The 18,842-nt window shown below is 27.3% G+C and carries 16 protein-coding genes; 13 read left to right on the top strand and 3 right to left on the bottom strand.

Features of this window, described 5'->3' with window-relative positions:
• Positions 1-60 precede the first annotated feature (60 nt).
• Genes AC1B00_RS07155 through AC1B00_RS07105 form a run of 11 tightly spaced genes read left to right on the top strand, consistent with a single transcriptional unit; the run spans position 61 to position 10,765 of the window.
• Complete coding sequence (locus AC1B00_RS07155) at positions 61-213, top strand: hypothetical protein (RefSeq protein WP_239816935.1); 153 nt, start codon at positions 61-63, stop codon at positions 211-213.
• Positions 210-866 (top strand): AzlC family ABC transporter permease, encoded by a 657-nt coding sequence (locus AC1B00_RS07150; RefSeq protein ID WP_488848992.1) that lies wholly within the window; start codon positions 210-212, stop codon positions 864-866. The genes AC1B00_RS07155 and AC1B00_RS07150 overlap by 4 nt, the downstream gene beginning before the upstream one ends.
• Positions 851-1,174: an AzlD domain-containing protein gene (locus tag AC1B00_RS07145; RefSeq protein WP_488848991.1), complete on the top strand. Its 324-nt coding sequence runs from the start codon at positions 851-853 to the stop codon at positions 1,172-1,174. The genes AC1B00_RS07150 and AC1B00_RS07145 overlap by 16 nt, the downstream gene beginning before the upstream one ends.
• 2 nt (positions 1,175-1,176) lie before the next feature.
• Positions 1,177-3,903 (top strand): S8 family serine peptidase, encoded by a 2,727-nt coding sequence (locus tag AC1B00_RS07140; RefSeq protein WP_488848990.1) that lies wholly within the window; start codon positions 1,177-1,179, stop codon positions 3,901-3,903.
• A complete protein-coding gene (locus AC1B00_RS07135; RefSeq protein WP_488848988.1) occupies positions 3,893-7,120 on the top strand; it encodes a S8 family serine peptidase in 3,228 nt (1,075 codons plus the stop codon). The genes AC1B00_RS07140 and AC1B00_RS07135 overlap by 11 nt, the downstream gene beginning before the upstream one ends.
• Before the next feature lie 9 nt (positions 7,121-7,129).
• On the top strand, positions 7,130-7,606 hold the full coding sequence (locus AC1B00_RS07130; RefSeq protein WP_239816930.1) for a 3-isopropylmalate dehydratase small subunit: 477 nt from the start codon (positions 7,130-7,132) through the stop codon (positions 7,604-7,606).
• Entirely contained in the window at positions 7,603-8,652 is a 1,050-nt protein-coding gene (gene leuB / locus AC1B00_RS07125) for a 3-isopropylmalate dehydrogenase (RefSeq protein ID WP_488848987.1), read from the top strand. Before AC1B00_RS07130 ends, leuB begins: the two co-directional genes overlap by 4 nt.
• Positions 8,640-8,882 (top strand): hypothetical protein, encoded by a 243-nt coding sequence (locus AC1B00_RS07120; RefSeq protein ID WP_239816928.1) that lies wholly within the window; start codon positions 8,640-8,642, stop codon positions 8,880-8,882. The genes leuB and AC1B00_RS07120 overlap by 13 nt, the downstream gene beginning before the upstream one ends.
• Positions 8,879-9,241 (top strand): CiaD-like domain-containing protein, encoded by a 363-nt coding sequence (locus tag AC1B00_RS07115; RefSeq protein WP_239816927.1) that lies wholly within the window; start codon positions 8,879-8,881, stop codon positions 9,239-9,241. Before AC1B00_RS07120 ends, AC1B00_RS07115 begins: the two co-directional genes overlap by 4 nt.
• The gene (locus AC1B00_RS07110; RefSeq protein ID WP_488848986.1) at positions 9,241-10,302 is read left to right on the top strand and encodes a tRNA nucleotidyltransferase/poly(A) polymerase-related protein; all 1,062 of its coding nucleotides are present in this window, start codon (positions 9,241-9,243) and stop codon (positions 10,300-10,302) included. The genes AC1B00_RS07115 and AC1B00_RS07110 overlap by 1 nt, the downstream gene beginning before the upstream one ends.
• Positions 10,295-10,765 (top strand): tRNA (cytidine(34)-2'-O)-methyltransferase, encoded by a 471-nt coding sequence (locus AC1B00_RS07105; protein ID WP_488848985.1) that lies wholly within the window; start codon positions 10,295-10,297, stop codon positions 10,763-10,765. The genes AC1B00_RS07110 and AC1B00_RS07105 overlap by 8 nt, the downstream gene beginning before the upstream one ends.
• Before the next feature lie 137 nt (positions 10,766-10,902).
• Here the strand turns inward: AC1B00_RS07105 and AC1B00_RS07100 are convergent, their stop codons facing one another.
• The 3 genes from AC1B00_RS07100 to AC1B00_RS07090 form a co-directional block, all read right to left on the bottom strand.
• Entirely contained in the window at positions 10,903-11,934 is a 1,032-nt protein-coding gene (locus AC1B00_RS07100; RefSeq protein ID WP_488848983.1) for a cytochrome-c peroxidase, read from the bottom strand.
• A gap of 167 nt (positions 11,935-12,101) precedes the next feature.
• Positions 12,102-13,112: a hypothetical protein gene (locus AC1B00_RS07095; RefSeq protein WP_488848982.1), complete on the bottom strand. Its 1,011-nt coding sequence runs from the start codon at positions 13,110-13,112 to the stop codon at positions 12,102-12,104.
• A gap of 64 nt (positions 13,113-13,176) precedes the next feature.
• A complete protein-coding gene (locus AC1B00_RS07090; protein ID WP_488848980.1) occupies positions 13,177-15,690 on the bottom strand; it encodes a YhdP family protein in 2,514 nt (837 codons plus the stop codon).
• Between AC1B00_RS07090 and mltG the strand changes: the two genes are divergently transcribed.
• Positions 15,587-16,585: an endolytic transglycosylase MltG gene (gene mltG / locus AC1B00_RS07085; protein ID WP_442862404.1), complete on the top strand. Its 999-nt coding sequence runs from the start codon at positions 15,587-15,589 to the stop codon at positions 16,583-16,585. The two genes, AC1B00_RS07090 and mltG, sit on opposite strands and share 104 nt — an antisense overlap.
• Before the next feature lie 82 nt (positions 16,586-16,667).
• Entirely contained in the window at positions 16,668-18,839 is a 2,172-nt protein-coding gene (locus AC1B00_RS07080; RefSeq protein WP_488848979.1) for an NADP-dependent isocitrate dehydrogenase, read from the top strand.
• Positions 18,840-18,842 lie beyond the last annotated feature (3 nt).

The raw sequence follows: 18,842 nt of genomic DNA, 5'->3' as shown, positions 1-18,842 counted from the left end.
AAAAATGCTTTTTGCTTTAAAAATATTTGCTATTATTCTTTTGAGTATAAAGGAGAAATGATGGTATTTTTAATCCCACTTATTATTTTTATTGGTGTTCTTTTTGGAATTGATTATATCTATTTTCAAGATGATGATAATAATGTAAAACAAGAAAAAACTATTAAAAAACAAGTAGATGTAGACGAATATATCAAAAAGTACACAAAATGATAAAACAAGCTTTAATCGATACTTTTGCAGTTGCAGTTGCATACATTGTAATAGGTGTTGCTTTTGGCATACTTGCGTATTCAAATTCTTTTACATTTTTTGAAGTATTTGTTGCTGCTGTTTTTGTTTTTTCTGGTTCATTACAATTTTTATTATTATCATTACTTAGTGCGAGTGCTAGTTTATTAGAGATTTTAATAGCTGCAAGTTTGCTAAATCTTAGACATTTTTTCTATATTTTAGGAGCTTTAAAATATTTTAGAGATTTAGGATTTATAAAATATTATGCAATGTTTGCTCTAACTGATGAAAGCTTTGCATTGCTTAGTGCAAAAGATTATGATAAAAAAACTGCGGTTTTAATTCTAACTTTTAATCATTTATATTGGATTTTTGGCTGTATTTTAGGATATTTTATAGCTAGCTATTCTAAAGCTGATTATAGTGCTTTAGGCTTTTCTTTAAACGCTTTATTTATTGTATTAGCTTATGAACTTTATATAAAACATAAAGAAAATAAAGTATTTTTTATAGCATTATTTTTAGGGCTTGTTGGTTTATTTTTTATAGATAAGCAATATATGATGCTAAGCTGTATTTTTTCAGGAATATTTATATTGATTTTAGGAAAGAAATTATGTCTTATACGATGATTGCTTTGCTAATTGCTGGTTTTAGTGCTGTTGTTTTAAAGGCTTTAGCTTATATATTTTTTGGGACAAAAAAACCAAATGAGCTTTTAATGTATCTTGAAAAACATATGCCACTTTTAATTATGGTTATTTTAGTTTGCTTTTTATATAAAGGCTTAGATTATAAAAACCCACCTTACGCAAGTGATTATATAATCGCTGGTCTTGTAGCTTTGATTACTCACATAATTTTTAAAAAAGGTTTTATTAGCATAATCGCTGCTACTGGTGTGTTTTACATTTTACATGAAATTATTTTTAAGGTTTGATTTTGAGATTTAGTATTTTATTAGCTAGTTTATTATTTTTAAGTGCATGTGGTGGAGGCGGTGCAAACTCACCTACACCTGTTGTAAAGACTTATTCAAGTTATCAAAACACTGCGGAATTTGATTTAGGAAAAAGCTTATATGATAGTAAGTATTTAAACTTCGTTGCAGGCAAAAACGCTTCTATTTATACTACAAGCGTTGGATTTAGTTCTAATTGGAATCAAGGATTTTTAGGCACAGGAATAATTTTAGCGATTTTAGATTCAGGAACAGAAGATTTAAGTAAATTAGCTTTTAACTATCATTATGATTACAATAATCACGCAACACTATATTGGAACGATTTAGAATATAGATCTAATAATGCTAATTTTACTCAAAAAACTTATAAAAGCTCTATTTTAATCAATGAAAAAACAAAAGAAAAAGCAAACCATGGAACTTTAGTAATGAATACAGCAAATCATTTAGCTAAAGATATAAAGTTTGCTAATGTGCCTTTACCTTTAATTGATGCAGATGGAAATAATTTAAGCTCAGGAGATAATGTAAATCTTGCTGCAACTATTGATTATTTATCAAATAGTGGAGTAAAGTTTTTTAATCGCTCATTTGCTAGAACAGGATTAATTGATACTAGTGAAGATAATGTAGGAGATTTTTATACAGCGATTATGCAAAATAACGCTCTAGTAGTTAGTGCAGCTGGAAATGCTCCAACTACTGGAGATTTTTCAAACCATGCACTTCCTTTAAATAGCCCACTTAGAAAAGGCTGGATAATAGCACTTGGTTATTATGATAAAAAACCATCAGGATATAAAGATACTTATTATATTATGGATAATGGTGTAAAAAAGTATGTATATGCTGCAGGAAATACTTGTAAAAAATATGGCTGGGATGATTGTATAGCAGCACCTTTTTCAATAAATGGCAATGCGGGAACTAGCTTTAGCACCCCAGCTATTTTAACCCTTGGAGCTTTAATTTATGAAAAATATCCTTGGATGAGCAATGATAATATTAAAGAAAGTATATTTACTACAGCTTATAAGGTTTATGGAACAAATGAAGATGATGTAAAAGCTCATTTTGGAGAAGGCATTATAAATCCTGCAAAAGCAATGAATGGAGTTGCAAGTTTAAGGCATGATTTTTATGCTAATGTAGATAGAGATAATTTATATGTATTTTCAAATAATATTAGTGGCTCAGCAAATTTTATTAAAGATGGAATTGGAGCTCTTGCTTTAAGTGGAGCAAATACATTTACAGGTGATATAAATATCAAAAAAGGCACTTTATGGCTTAGTAATACAAATAAAGCAAATGTTATAAATAATGCAATTTTAAGAATGAGTAATGCAAGTGCTGCAAATCTTACGAATTATGGAACCTTAGTTAATGAAGGGCTTAATGTAAATAATTTAACTCTTTTTAATACAAGTAAGGTTTATACAAATATAGGTGAAAGATTTAATGTAGTTAATAAAGCTAAGCTTGATGGGGATTTAAACATAGTTGGCGTTAAATATAATTACACTTTAAATAAGGAAAGAGAAGATTTATTAACAGCAGGAAGTATTGAAGGGCAATTTAAAAATATAGTTTCAAACTCAGTATTTTTAAAAATCAAAGAGCCAAAATATGAAAGCACTAAGCTTAGTATAAAGGTTGATAAAATTGAAGATTTAAGCAAACTACCAGAACTAAACGCTTATGCAAAGAAAAATTATACAAGTTTATTTACTAATTTTGATAGATTACTTTATGAAACAAAAAAGCCTGATTTAGCATTAGATTTAGCAAACTATAAAGAGCCTAATTTAAATGGTAATTTAAGCGAAAATGAGTTTTTAAAATATAATTTAGTAGCAAGTGCGATAATTAATACAACAAAAGATGAATTAATACCTACTACGAAATTATTATTTGCAGAAGATATTTATACAAATTCATTATTAAATATTGCAAGGATTAAAAACGCAAGCAAAAATTTAAATGATACTTCAAGCATAAGCTATAATTACAATAAAATCAGTGATTTAAAAGAAAGTTCGTATGATTTTAAAATAGCTCATAATATTGATAATTTAGGTCTTGCTTTTATATATAATGATGCAAATATTTATAATGATAATTTTAAAAATAATGCTAAAACTTTAGGATTTTTAGCTAGTTATAACCTAAATTTAAATGATTATTATTTAAAGAATTTGATTTCGTATTTTGATATTAAAAATAATGTAAATAGATTTAATTTAAGTTCAAGTTTTAAAAATAAAGCTCTTGTTCTTTCAAGTGAATTAGGATTAAATAATCAAATTAGCCCTTATTTAAGACTTAATTACTTAAAGTATTATCAAAAAGCCTTTAGTGAAAATAGCGATTTATTAGCCTTAAAATTTGAAAAATTCAAAAAAGATTTTTATTATGCTAATTTGGGATTAAATGTGAATTTTGATTTTCAAAATATTAAAATAAAGCCTTTCATTGATTTAGAATATAATTTTAATAAAGATTTTTATTTTTTAGCAAAATATGATTTTTCTAATAATTTAGAAATCTCAAATGGCTTTTATAAAAGATTTTTGCTTAATTCAGGAATTAGTTTTGATTATCGTTTAAATAATAAAATAAATTTTAATTTTCATTATTATAATACTTTCGCAAAAAAGCATTATACAAATAAATTTTATTTAGGATTTTTATATGAATTTTAAGAGCAAGTTATCATTAGCCACTATTTTGGTTTTATTTAGCGCCTGTGGTGGCGGTGGTGCAGTTGTAGTTCCGATTTCAAATTCCACTCCAAAAACAACACCTATAAGTAGCCCAAATCAAGTTACTCCAAAGCCTATTAATCCAGTTCCAATTAATCCTGATTTAAATAATCCAAATAAGCCAGAACCTAGTGTTCCGAGTCCAGTTGAGCCAATTTCAAATAAGCTAGAGCCTAGTATTCCAAATCTAGTTGAGCCAAATCTTCCTAATACAAACGAGCCAAATCTAGTGCTAAATCTTGTTAATACAAATATAAGCAAGGCAGAAATTAAAGAAATATATACAAATTTACCTAGCATTAAAATAGAAAATAAAGTTGAATTAAGCACAAAACTAACAAGCGAAAATAAAGAAGCCGTAGAAGTATTTAGCAAGCTTTATGATAGTTCTTTAAAGACTTTTAGTGTAGCGAATAATGTTTCTAATTATGAAAGCTCAAATGATAAAGCAAATATAAATGATGTTAATTCAAGAGCAGAAGTAAAGCAATCAAGCTATGGATTTAGTCCTAATTGGAATCAAGGTTTTTTAGGTAATGGAATAATTATAGGTATAAATGATTCAGGGACAAATGATTTAACAAATGTATTATTTAATGAGTATTATGATTATATAAACAGCACAAACGATAAATGGAATAGCTTAGAAAATAGATTAAATAATGATAATTTTAAAAGCAAAGCATATTCAAGTTCATTTTTAAAAGATAGTAATAATAATCCTATTTTACATGGCAAAAATGTAATGGATACTGCAAGTCTTATTGCAAATAAAATAAAATTTGCAAATATAGTAAGTCCTATTAGTGAAGATGAAAGGGGCGATAAGATAAATCTAGCTGCTACGATTGATGCTTTATCAAATAGTGGAGTTAGATTTTTTAATCAATCTTATGAATATCACGAATTAAATAATTCAAGTCCTAATACAGGTGTGTTTTATACAGCAATTATGAAGAATAATGCCTTAGTATTTAATGCAGCAGGAAATGTTATTGATAATATTGATAAGCCTTTTACAACCCACGCATTACCTATTGATAGCCCTTTAAGAAAAGGTTGGGTGATTGTATTAGGTTATAAAACAGAAAAAGCAAGAGTAGATGAATATGGAAAGCATTTTTATATAACAGATAATGATGGGCTTGTTAAAGAAGTTTATCATTACGGAAATACTTGCAAAAAATATGGTTGGGATGATTGTATTTCAGCTCCTTTTGTAATAAACGGACATCAAGGCACAAGTTATAGCGCTCCAGCAACTGCTAGTGTGGCTGCTTTAATTTATGAAAAATATCCTTGGATGAGTAATGATAATATTAAAGAAAGTTTATTTACAACTGCATTTAAGGTTACTAGTTCAACTAGCACAGAAGATGAAATAAAGGCTCGTTTTGGTGTTGGTGTTTTAAATCCTGCTCGTGCTATGAATGGAGTAGCTGAGTTTAGAAAAGACTTTTATGCTAATGTTGATTTAGATAATTTATATGTATTTTCAAATAATATTAAAGGTAGTTATGGTCTTATTAAAGATGGCATAGGAACTTTAGTTTTAAGTGGAGATAATACCTTTACAGGCGCAAGTGAGATTAAAAACGGAACTTTATGGCTAGCAGGTAAGAAAAATCAAGCACATTTTACAAATACAAACGGTATATTAAGATTAAGCAATACAATAGTAAGTGGCATTACTAATAATAGTGTTTTAGTAAATGAAGGTGTTACTTTAGGAAGTCTTACATTAGGTGCAAATAGTAAGATTTATTCAAATTTAGGTGAGAGTTTTAGGGTTTTAGGAAATGCTAAGTTAGATGGAGAATTTAATTTAGTAGGAGTAAAATCAGGTGTTAATATTGCTCAAGGTCAAAATGTTGATATATTAACAGCAAAAAGCATTGAAAATAAGTTTAAATCAGTTCAATCATTAGTAACTTTTCTAGAAATTAACGAGCCAATTTATGCTGATGATAAAGTAAGCGTAATGGTTAAAAGAATTGATTTAGATAAGGCAAATGATTTAAACGATTTTGCTAAGAAAAATTATCAATTATTATTCACTCAACTTGATAATTATTTAGATTACGAGAGCAAAAAACAAGATAAAACAAGCAATGATTTAGCGTATAATAAAATTAATCTTGATGGAGCTTTAAGTGAAGCTGAGTATAACTTAAAAAGAGCTGATTTGTTTTATGCTAATGTTTTAAATACTACAAAAGATAAATTAGAAGAAAATACTAATAAGCTTTTTGCAACTGATTTTTATAAAAACAGCCTTATGAATATTGCAAGAGTTAAAAATATTCATGCAAGTGCTTTAAAAAATAATTTTAATATTGAGCAAAGTTTCGGACATAATAGTATTGATGATTTAAAAGCAAATTCAAGCAAAACTTTAATAAGCAATGCCTTAATTAAAGATGATTTAAAACTTGCTTTTGGATTTGTTTATGATAGTGTTAATATGTATAATGATAATTTTAAAAATGACGCTAAAACAATAGGTTTAAAGGCTAATTTAACTTATGATTTTAATAATCTAGTAATATCAAATAATTTAAGTTATTTAAATACTTTAAATAAAACCCAAAGATTTGATAATTTTGCAAGGTTTTATGATAATTCTTTAGCATATTCATTAAAATTATCTTATAAATTACATAGCGATGGCTTTGTTTCAAATCTGTTTGAGCCTTATATTGCTATAAATGGGATTTATAGTAGGCAAAATAGCTTTAATGAGCGTGGAAATGAATTTAGCGTAGGGCTTGATAGTTTTAATAAATTTTATTCTTATGCTAATCTTGGTTTTAATTTAAATACTTATTTTGATAATTTATCATTATCAGTAGGAACTGATATAGAATATAATTTTTATAAAGATTATTCACTAAAGGGAAGAAATTTAAATTATTTAAATAAAATTGAAATAAGTGATGGTTTTTATAAAAATCTCGTAAGTAATGCTAATATAGGCATAGAATATTTATTTAATAATCAATTAAAAATGATTATGAACTATAAGTTAAGTTATATGTATAATAATAATTCAACAAATAAAGGAAAACATTTTGATTTTTCAACAGATTTTGACAAAGCTAAAAATTTGAAGAATTATACAAATGAATTTATGTTTGGAATTAATTATATTTTTTAAAGGAGATACATGAAAGTTTTTAAATTTGGCGATAATATAGATACAGATTTAATCATTGCTGCAAGATATTTAAATACTAGTGATGAAAAAGTTTTAGCAAGTTATGTTATGGAAGATGCTAGACCAGGATTTTTTAAAGAAATTGGCGAGAATGATTGTATAGTTGCGGGAGAAAACTTTGGCTGTGGTTCTAGTCGTGAGCATGCTCCAATAGCTATAAAAGCTGCAAATATTAAATGCGTAATTGCAAAAACTTATGCAAGAATTTTTTATAGAAACGCATATAATACAGGGCTTTTAATACTTGAATGCAATGATACTGATAAAATTGCAGAAAATGATGAATTAGACATAGATATAACAAATGGTGTTATTAAAAATATTACAAAAAACGAAAGCTATAAAATAAATCCAATTCCGGAATTTATGCAAGAATTACTTGCAGCTGGTGGGCTTATTGAGTACGCTAGTAAGGTGGCAAAATGAGTAAAATTTGTGTGATTAAAGGTGATGGAATAGGGCCTGAGATAATTGATGAAGCGATAAAAGTACTTAAAGTTGTTCGCCCTGATTTAGAATATAAAGAATGCTTAATGGGTGGAGCAGCAATTGATAGCGTTGGAGTTCCACTGCCGCAAGAGACAATCGATACAGCATTAAATTCTGATGCCGTATTATTTGGAGCAATTGGTGGGGCTAAGTGGGATAATTTAGAACGCCATTTAAGACCTGAGAGTGGATTGCTTGCACTTAGAAAAGCTTTAGGAGTTTTTGCAAATCTTCGCCCAGCTTTTGTTTATGAAGGACTTGAAGAGCTTAGCACAATTAGAGCTGAGGTTGTAAAAGGCGTTGATTTACTTGTAGTAAGAGAGCTAACGGGTGGAATTTATTTTGGACAACCAAGAGAAAAGTCATATGATAAAGCTTATAATACTATGGTTTATAGCCGTGATGAGATTATTAGAATTGCAAAAATAGGTTTTGAAAGTGCAATGAAACGCCGCAAAAAACTATGTATGGTAGATAAAGCAAATGTTCTTGAGACTTCAGCTTTATGGAGAGAAGTTTGCGATGAGTTAGCCCCAGTTTATCCAGAAGTTGAGCTTAGTTATATGTATGTAGATAATGCTGCAATGCAACTTGTAAAAAATCCAAAGCAATTTGATGTAATTTTAACTGAAAATTTATTCGGAGATATTTTAAGTGATGAAGCTAGTATGGTTGTTGGCTCAATCGGACTACTTGCAAGTGCAAGTATAGGTGGTAAGGTTGGCTTATATGAGCCAATTCACGGAAGCGCTCCTGATATTGCTGGTCAAGGTATTGCAAATCCAATTGCTACAATTTTAAGTGCTGCTATGATGTTAAGATTTGCGTTAAATGATGAAGAAAATGCTACAAAAATAGAAGATGCAGTTAAAAAAGCTATAAGTGAAGGCTATGGTTGTGCTGATTTAGCTAATGCAAATATTAAATTAAATACCCAAGAAATGGGTAATTTAATAGCAAAGTATTGTGAATGCAAACAATAACAGCTGCAAAAATATATGAAGAACAAGGGCTAAGAGCTGAAGCCCTTGAGATTTATAAAAATATTTTAAAAAAAGATAAAAATAATCAAGCAGCTAAGGAAGGTATTTTTAGATTAAGTGGAGCAAAGGTTCATAAATTAGAGCTTAATTTATTAATGTATGATTTTTTTATGAATGCAAAAAGTGAACAAGAATATAATGAGTTTAAAAGGTGGTTATTAAATATATGAATAATGAAGAATTATCACAAATGATTGATAGATTATCTCAAGTTGCAGCCGAAGAAGTAAAAAAAGAATATGAAAATAAAAAAGAAGAAAAACTTGAAGATATTAAGATAATAAATCAAGAAAGTGTAGAAGAAGAATTAATATCAAAAATTGAAGATATACAAAAGAACAAAGAACAAACTCCTATGCTAACAAACTATGAAAAGCAATATTTATTAAAGATTAAAGAAAGAATTTTGGTTCTTTTTGAAGCTTTAAATACAAAACAAAATGAAGAAGATTTGCAAAAAAGATTAGAAATTACAATTTCTTTTATTGAATTTTTATTGGCAAATATTGAAGAGCGTTTAAAAAATTAATGCTTCCTTGGAACGAAAAGACCTTTTTAGAAATTAAATCAACTTTATCAAAATATACAAAAAGAGCTTATTTTGTAGGTGGTTGTGTTAGAGATATATATTTTGGTAAAAAATCTAATGATTTTGACATAGAAATATACGATGTAAGCCCAGACCAAATGGAAGAAATAGCTAAAGAACTAAAAGCTTTAGGTGTAGGGAAAAGTTTTTTTGTTTATAAAAAATACAATTATGACTTAGCGCTTGCAAGAACAGAAAAAAAAGTAGGAAATTTACATACAGATTTTCAAGTAACAGTAGAAAATGATGAATATAAAGGCTCTCTTAGGCGTGATTTTTGTATGAATGCAATAATGATAAATATTTTTAATCAAAAAATATTAGATTTACATGGTGGAATAGATGATTGTAAAAATAAAAAAATAAGAATTGTTAATTATGAAACTTTTTGCGAAGATTCACTAAGGGTTTTAAGGTTTATTCAATTCATAGCTAGATTTAAATTAAAAACTAATAAAAATGATTTAAATTATTTAAAAAATATTGATATAACAAATTTATCAAACGATAGAATAAGTGCTGAATTAATAAAATTATTTAATGCAAAATACCCAGAAATAGGGCTTTATTATTTGTATAAATTAGAATTATTTGAAACTTGTTTTGGCTTTAAAGTAGATAAAAAAACCTTTTTAAGTGTTTTAATAAAAATTAAAAATAATAAAAATTTGATATGTAAAGAAAAAAGATTTGCATTATTTTTTTATTATTTTATTAATTATTTTAATAATTTTTATAATAAATTACAATTTAAAAAAAAGTTAGCATTTTTAAAGACAGAACCAAAATTAAAAAAAATAAGCGATTATGAATTATGTAAAGTTGCTACTAAAATGCCCTTGAAAGAATGGTTAGGGCTTAATAAAGAAATAATCATTCGTGCCAAAACTCTAGGGCTTTATGATAAAAAGTTAAAAATTATTTATGAAAATATTAAATCAAAAAATGATGCAAATATGTGTGAAGATTTGCACATAAAGGAGTATTTAAAAAATGTTTAATATAGTTTTAGTTGAGCCAAGAATTGCAGGAAATGTAGGCACAATAGGTAGAATGTGTTATAACTTAGGCTTTAAATTGCATTTGGTTGGACCGCATTTTTTGGACTTTTCAAGTAAAAAGATTATGCACGCAGGACTTGATTATTGGGATAAATTAGAGCCTATTTTTTGGGATAATGCTAAGCATTTTTTAGAAAATAATGATATTTCAAAAATGAAATTTGCTAGCACAAAATCAAACAATGCCTATTTTAATGCTAGTTTTAGTATAGGTGATTTTATTGTTTTTGGGAGTGAGAGTTTTGGTCTTCCACAACCTGAAATTAAAGTTATTTTAGATGATAAAAATACTTTTTTAATTCCTATGAAAAGCTATGGAAGGTCGCTAAATTTAGCTCAAAGTGTAGCTTTTTTAAGTGGTGAAGCTTTAAGACAAAATTATTCAAATTTTGCTTTAGAATAAGCAAATTAAAATCTTAGAATTTGAATTAAAACTTTACATAAAAGATTATTTTACTTAAATTAATACAAGCAAAATCCTAATTCAAATTCCTGAAATTACGAATAGAATTAGGCTTAGGATTTTCATCCTAAGACTTTTTAATACTCTAAATCAGGCTTAATGGTTTTGTTTGTTGAAGCAGGTAGAGTAGGGTAGCTAATCTCTGGCATTTTACCTGTTAGTGATTTTAAAAACGAAATGATTAATTTAGTATCACTATCATTTATATCAATTCCTAGTTGGATTTTACCCATAGATTTTACAGCCTCTTCAAGTTCCCAAATCGCACCATTATGATAATATGGAGCTGTTAGTGCTATATTTCTTAGAGTTGGAGCTTTTATAAGTCCGTCGCTATCTCCTTTAAAATCACCTATATTAGCGTATTGATATTTATTAGCTACTTCAAATGCTTGAAGAGTTCCACCAAGGTTAATTCCTGTATGACAAGCGGTGCAGCCTTTATCTATAAATAATTTTAGACCTTTTTTCTCATCATCACTTAAAGCTTTTTCATTACCATTTAAAAAATCATCAAATCTTGAAGGAGTGATTAAAGTTCTTTCAAATATTCCTATACTTGTAGCAATTAAATCAAAATCAATTTTTACATTTTTTCCATAAGCTTGTTTAAATTCTTGAACATACTCAGGAATAGAAGTTATCTTGCTAACTACTTCGCTAGGAACTGCTGCCATTTCAACTGATGATTGAATAGGACCTTTTGCTTGATCTTGTAAATGACCTGATCTTCCGTCCCAAAACTGAGATGAATTAAATACTGAGTTATAAACTGTTGGAGAGTTTAGATGGTGTGGGTTTGGCGACCATTTATGACCTGTGCTAGCAGGTATGCCATCTGTTCCACCAAGCCCTAGATTATGACAGGTGTTACATGAGATTATGCCACTTTTTGAAATTCTAGGGTCAAAATAAAGCTTCTTACCTAGCTCAACTCTTTCTTTTGTGGTTGGATATTCTACATAATCAGGTGCGTTTTGCTTGATTAATTCTTCAAGCTTTGCTTTATCGCTAGGAATTGCAACTAATCCTGCGTCTTTTGCAGCTTCTATTAAACTACTAGCATTTAAACTTGCTAATAAACTTAAAGATAACATAATTTTTTTCATTACTTTCTCCTTTTAAATAAAGTAGAAAAATTATAAAGTTTTTTAGATAATAAAAAATATTATTTATATAATTTTTTAAAAATTTATATTTTACTAACTAATAAAAAATCTTAATTACTGCCATAAAAGTATTAAAATTTAAAAGAATTTGAAATAGGAATTAGAAATTATTCTTTCTCCTTTTTTAAATTTGTTTCACAATGTAAAGATTCTAATTCAGTAAATGTATAAGGGTATGCTCTTGTGTAAAGATAATATGCGTTAGATACAATATTTGCAATACTATGTATATAAATTTCATATGTTGGATATGCATTATAATAGTAAATCTTATAAACCAAAAAATAATCTCTTTCTTTGTAATTTATCGTAAAAATTCTTTGTGTAAGCTCATGAAAATCTGTTGATATTTTTATTCTATTAGATTTTTTTATGACATCTAACAGATTTTTATTCTTAATAGGATGATTGCAAAAATCTTTTTCTATAAACAAAATATTTCCAATTTTACCTAATAAAGCTAAGTAATTTTTATCATTTAAAATTACATCACTTATAGTTATACTTTTATGTTTTTTTATGTATTTTTTACCCTTAATTTTACTTGCAAAATAGAGCTCTCCATTTTTATCAACTTCATAAAAAGAATAACTCACATCGTTATCAACACCATAGATATTATCACGCCCTATATCTTTATAAACTTTTCTATCAAGCCCTAAATCCCAGCAGTATTTAAGAGTGTCTTTTACTTCTTGGCTTGCGTAAGGCTTAGCATCTACAATTTTTGGCTTTATTTTTATATCTTTGTATCTAAAAAAATCTTGCCAAAAATTATTTATTGATATCTCTTCGCAATCTACTGTGCATTTACGCTTATAACACTCAGTTGAGTTTTCTTGAATTATTTTTATATGTTCTATTAATTCTTTAGGATAGGTTTTTGAGTTTTTAAAACTTGTGCTAAGCTCTTTTACCCTAGCTTTATAAGAATTTATAATGCAATTATTATCATCTTTACAATCACCAATGCTTTTTAAAAATTCATCTTGGTCTTGTCTTATTTCTTTGGTAATATAAGGAAAGCTTTTATAAATACTATCTAGCTCTATTTTTAACTTATTTATTTGATATGAATAAATATTTGTAATTAGTAAAATAGCTAATATTTTAAGCATAACTCTCCTTTAATATTAATTATTAGATTGTTTCGTAATTCCTAATTCAAATTCCAAAAACAAATCACCTAATTATTAAGTTTTTAGGCAAGGTTACGATATTTTTTAGCAATACAAAGGGACTTGTTAAAATATCTTTAGCTAGAGTAGTTTTATACTCAAGATTATCAAGACTTCCGCTGATTTTTAGCTGAGTTGCGATTTTATTATCCTTGCCACCTATGAAAATCTCTTTTACTATAGGAATATTGCTGATTATTTTATTTGTATTTTTTAAGGTAAAAATATTTAGAACAATATCTGCTGTTTTTGAATTAAGATTAATAATTCCTTTACCACTGCAATCAATGCTATAACCTAAGATATTTACATTTTCAATATTAATTAGGTTATTTTTGTGCTTAAACTCAATTGAACCAAACTTTATTCCTAAACCTTTTTTTGTAAAACCAGGTTTGTTTAAAGTCATAATACTAGGAACGCTCTCAATAAATGCTATTAGATTTATATAGTTTTTTGTATTTGCTAGATATGCCCCCCTAACATTTAATAAGCCCTCAAAATCATCAAGATTTTTACCATTTGCATCTAGGTCAATTTCTCCACTTATAAAGATTTCTTTATTTGTGATTTCATTTAATGTTTTGTGGCTTAGCTCTCTAATATAAGCTAAAAAACTATCCTTACTAATTTTAGCCGATAATTCTCCGCCGTTTTTAAAAGTAGCTTTTATCATAGTTTGATAATTGCTTTTATTAAGGTTTAGTTTTTCAAAATTAAGATTAAAATCTTTATAAAAAATCTTAGAATTAGTTAAATTAAGTTCTATGCTAGAATTATCGCTTTTATCGTTATCTAATTTATTTGCGTCAATTATTGCATTGTTTAAATTTATAGTTGTTTTATTATTTTTTGAGCTAAGTTCAACTAATTTGCTTTTAGTTGTTATTTTTGTTTCATCTTTTTTAATGCTTATATAAAAATCATCTTTAATATATTTATAATTATTATCTAAATTATTAGGATTATTTTTATAGATATTAAAATCAAACATCGCATTAGTAATATTTACAAAAAATACATCATTTTTACTGCTTAATTCAATCTCTCCATTGCTAAATTTTAAACTTTGAAGTTTTTTAGAATACGGCAATAAATCAATAATCTTGCTTTTAATCAGCAAATCATTGCCTAAATAAATCGTGGAATTTAGTTTAGGAAATTCAAGTGTTTTGGTGTTTAGATTAAGGTTTAGTTTAGCACTATCACTAAAATTAAAATATTCTTTATAATCAATATTTAGATTTTTAGCTTCTATGCTTGCTAGTTTAGTTCCTGCATCTAGTTTAAAAACACCATTAGTTATTTTAATCTCGTTTGTATTTGCATCTCCTGTAACATTTACTAATTTATTATTTACGCTAACATTTACATTAGCATTAAATTTAAGATTATTAAAAGTATATGCTCCATTTGATTTAACATTTACTAAAACATCGTGTTTTTTATCATTTCTTAGGCTTATTTTTACATTTGCTTTTGAAGTTCCACTAGTTTGTTTTAAACCTAAAAATACATTATAAGCATTGATGATTTTTTCTATTCCTTCGTTATACAATACATTATTTGCTTGTATATTTATTAAAATATTAGGGCGTAATAAATTATCAAAATTAAGGCTAAAACTATCTACTTTAACATTATTTAAAGAGCTTAAATTAGAGCTTGTAATGTCTAATTGCATATTATTTAATGCTAGTTTTACTTCTTTTGCATAGGCTATCGGAGCTTTATCGTTATATCTTACATTTACATTAGAAAATATCCCATCTCCTAATGATTTTTCTAATTTATTATTTTTTATATAAAAGGCAAAGCTACCTTTAAAATTTTCAAATTTTACCCTATCTATAAGCCATTCTTTCATAATAGGCTTTAAATATTTATCAAAATGAGCCAAAGCTTTTTCTTGATTTTTAATTTCTAATTTTTCTATATCCAAAGAAAAATCATTTTTGCTATTAATTACATTTAATTTAGCATTTAAATCATTGTTTTTAGAATGCAAATAGCCTTTTATTTCTATGCTTTTTGCAATTCTTAAATCTCCATAAAAATACAAATCTTTATATCTTAAACTACTTATATTTATCAATAATTCATTTAAATATGGATTTATTATTAGATTTGTTTCAATGTCATTGCTAGAAATATTTAAATGTTTTTGATCATAATAAACTTGTATTTTATCGCTATCATTTACTTTAACTTCTTTAATGTTTATGTTTTGAAAAAATGCTAAAATTTGTTTAAATTCTTTTAAGTCTAGGATTTTTTTTCTAAGTGCATTGATGTTTATATCTTCATTGCTGTTTGCTTTTTTGATATAAACTTTATTTGCATTTAATATTAATTTTTTATCAAGTTTTATATAAAGCTCTGTTATTTCAATATTTGGTAATTCTAAATTCCTAATTGAAATTCCGTTAGCTAATACAATTACAAAGGCAATTATTAAAAATATGAATATAAAAAGACTTTTTACTATTTTATTTATGTGTTTAGATGTTTTTTTCATCTTTATCCTAGCTATTTTGTTTTATTTATTGCAACCTGTGAAGTCAAACTCAGTAGTATATGTTCCGCAAGGCTCAAACGCAAAGATTATAACAAGTTTAAATAATACAAAATTGCAATTTAGCAAATTAGACCAATATTTATTATTATTTTTCGGACAACCTCAAAGTGGATGGATAGCAATATCAAAACCACAGCTTTTAAGATGGGAGTTTTTAAACGAGCTTACAAAAAATAAAGCAGCCTTAGTAAATATTACATTAATTCCAGGTGAAACAAGTGAATATTTTTTAAGAGAAGTTGCAGCTAAAAAGCTTAACTTAAATCCTGATAAATTATTAGATGAATTATATTCTCAATCAAGTAGAAAAGAAGGAATGCTTACACCTGATACTTATTCAATTCCATTAGGTATTAGCGAAAGATTATTTATAAAATATTTACTAGATTTTACGAAAAAACGCAATGAAACAATAAGCAAAAAGGTTTTTGGAGATTATACAGAGTATAAATTTTATCGTTTTGTTATAGTTGCAAGTATTATTCAAAAAGAAGCAGCAAACGAAAGCGAGATGCCTATTGTAGCAAGTGTTATTTATAATAGACTAAATAAGGGCATGAAGTTGCAAATGGATGGAATGCTAAATTACGGAATGAATTCTCATGTAAAAGTAACACCACAAATGATTAGAGAAGATAATTCAGAGTTTAATTCATATAAAAACTCAGGTCTTCCAAGTGTTTCAATTTGTAACGTTTCAACCCCTGCAATACTAGCAGCAATTTCTCCTGCTAAGACAAATTATTTATATTTTATGAGAGATAAAAAAACGGGAACTCACAAGTTTAACACAACTTTACAAGCTCACGAGCAAGAAGTAGCTAGACAAAGATAGTCTAGTTAGCTTTTTTATTCACTTACTTGCCATTTACCGAGTAGTAATACATTCCTTTAAATTCAAATTTAAAGGAGTTAAAATGAGTATTGTTTATACTTTCACAGACGAATCACCGGCACTGGCTACTCTTAGCTTTTTACCGATAGCAAAGGCTTTTTTAAAGCATGCTAATTTAGAAGTTGAAGTTGCAGATATTTCACTTGCTGCTAGAGTTATGTCTAGTTTTCCTGAGTGCTTAAATGGACAAAAGTGCGAAGATGCTTTAGCTCATTTAGGAGAGCTTGTTAAAAAAGATGGTGCTAATGTTATTAAAACACCAAATATTTCAGCATCAATTCCACAACTAAAAGCTTGCATAAAAGAATTGCAAAGCAAAGGAATAAATGTTCCAAATTATCCAGATGAGCCAAAAAATGATGAAGAAAAGGCTATTAAAGAAAAATATGCAAAAGTTTTAGGCTCAGCAGTAAATCCTGTTTTAAGACAAGGAAACTCAGATAGAAGAAGCACAAAAGCTGTTAAAGACTATGCAAAAGCAAATCCTTATAAGACTAAAAACTTTAGTAAAGATAGTAAAAGCCTTGTAAGTTGTATGAATAGTGATGACTTTTTCTCAAATGAAAAAGCTGTTTTAGTTAAAGAAAATGGCACTGCAAGATTATTTAAAGTTGTTAATGGTGCAAAAACTGAACTAAAATCATTTGAAGTTGTAAGTGGCGAAGTAATGGATGCAACTTTTATGAATGTTGCAAAATTAGATGAGTTTTATGAAAAACAAATAGAGCTTTGCAAAAAAGAAGATATTTTATTCTCACTTCATTTAAAAGCTACAATGATGAAGGTAAGCGATCCTGTGTTATTCGCTCATGCACTTAAGGTATATTTTAAAGACTTATTTGCTGAGTTTGGCGATGAGTTTGCAAATTTAGGAATAAATCCAAACAACGGCTTAAGCGAACTTTTAAGCAAGGTTGAAAACTCAAGCGAAAAAGAGCAAATCCTAAAAAGATATGAAGAGATTTTAAATACAAGAGCTCCAATTTCAATGGTAAATTCTGACAAGGGCATAACAAATCTTCACGTTCCAAGCGATGTAATAGTTGATGCTTCAATGCCTGCAATGCTTAAAAATGGTGCTAAGTTATGGGATAAAAATGGTAATGAAATGGATACAAATGCAGTTATTCCTGATCAAACTTATGCAACTATTTACAAGGCTGTTTTAGACGATATGAGAGCAAATGGTGCAATTAATCCAAGCGTGGTTGGTTCGGTTAGCAACGTTGGTTTAATGGCTAAAAAAGCTCAAGAATACGGCTCACATGATAAAACTTTCATAGCTGACTTAGACGCTACTTATCAAATAGAACTAAATGGCGAAGTTTTAATTTCACATGATGTTAAAAAAGGCGATATTTATAGAATAAATCTAGCTAAACCTGATGCAATAGCTAACTGGATAAAACTTGCAAAACAAAGATGTGAATTAAGTGGCGAGCAAGGAATATTCTGGCTTGATAGTAAAAGAGCAAGCGATAGAATAATCATTGATTTAGTTAAAAAAGAATTAGGAGAAACTTTCTTAATCTTAAGTCCTTATGAAGCTTGCAAAAAAAGTTTAGAAATAATTAGAAGTGGTAAAAACTGTATATCAATTACAGGAAACGTTTTAAGAGATTATTTAACAGACCTTTTCCCAATTTTAGAATTAGGAACAAGTGCAAAAATGCTTTCAATTGTTCCTATGCTAAATGGTGGAGCAATGTTTGAAACAGGTGCTGGTGGTTCAGCTCCAAAACAAGTAGAACAAGTAATTACAGAAAATCACTTAAGATGGGATAGTTTAGGTGAGTTTTTAGCACTTCAAAGCTCATTAGAATTTGAAGGAAATAAAGGAAATGCTAAGGCTATGGTTTTAGCTGAAGCTTTTGATGAGGCAATTGCTTCTTATTTAAATGAAAATAAAGCACCTAGTAGAAATGCAAAAGAAAATGATAATAGAACAAGTCATGTTTATTTTGCAATTTATTTAGCAAATGCACTTGCTAAGCAAAATAAAGATGAAAATATGAAAAATCACTTCAAAAACATTGCTGAAAATCTGAATTCAAATTCTTCTAAAATTATTGAAGAATATATGAACGAAGAAGGAAAAGCTGTGGATTTAGATGGTTATTATGTTTTAGGCGAAGTAGCTGAAAAAATCATGAGACCAAGTGTTACATTTAATAATATTATAAAATCAATTTAAGGA

Source organism: Campylobacter sp. DY7 (assembly GCF_057802535.1).
Note: the sequence above shows the minus strand (reverse complement) of the source record. Positions and strands in the feature narration are given on the sequence as shown.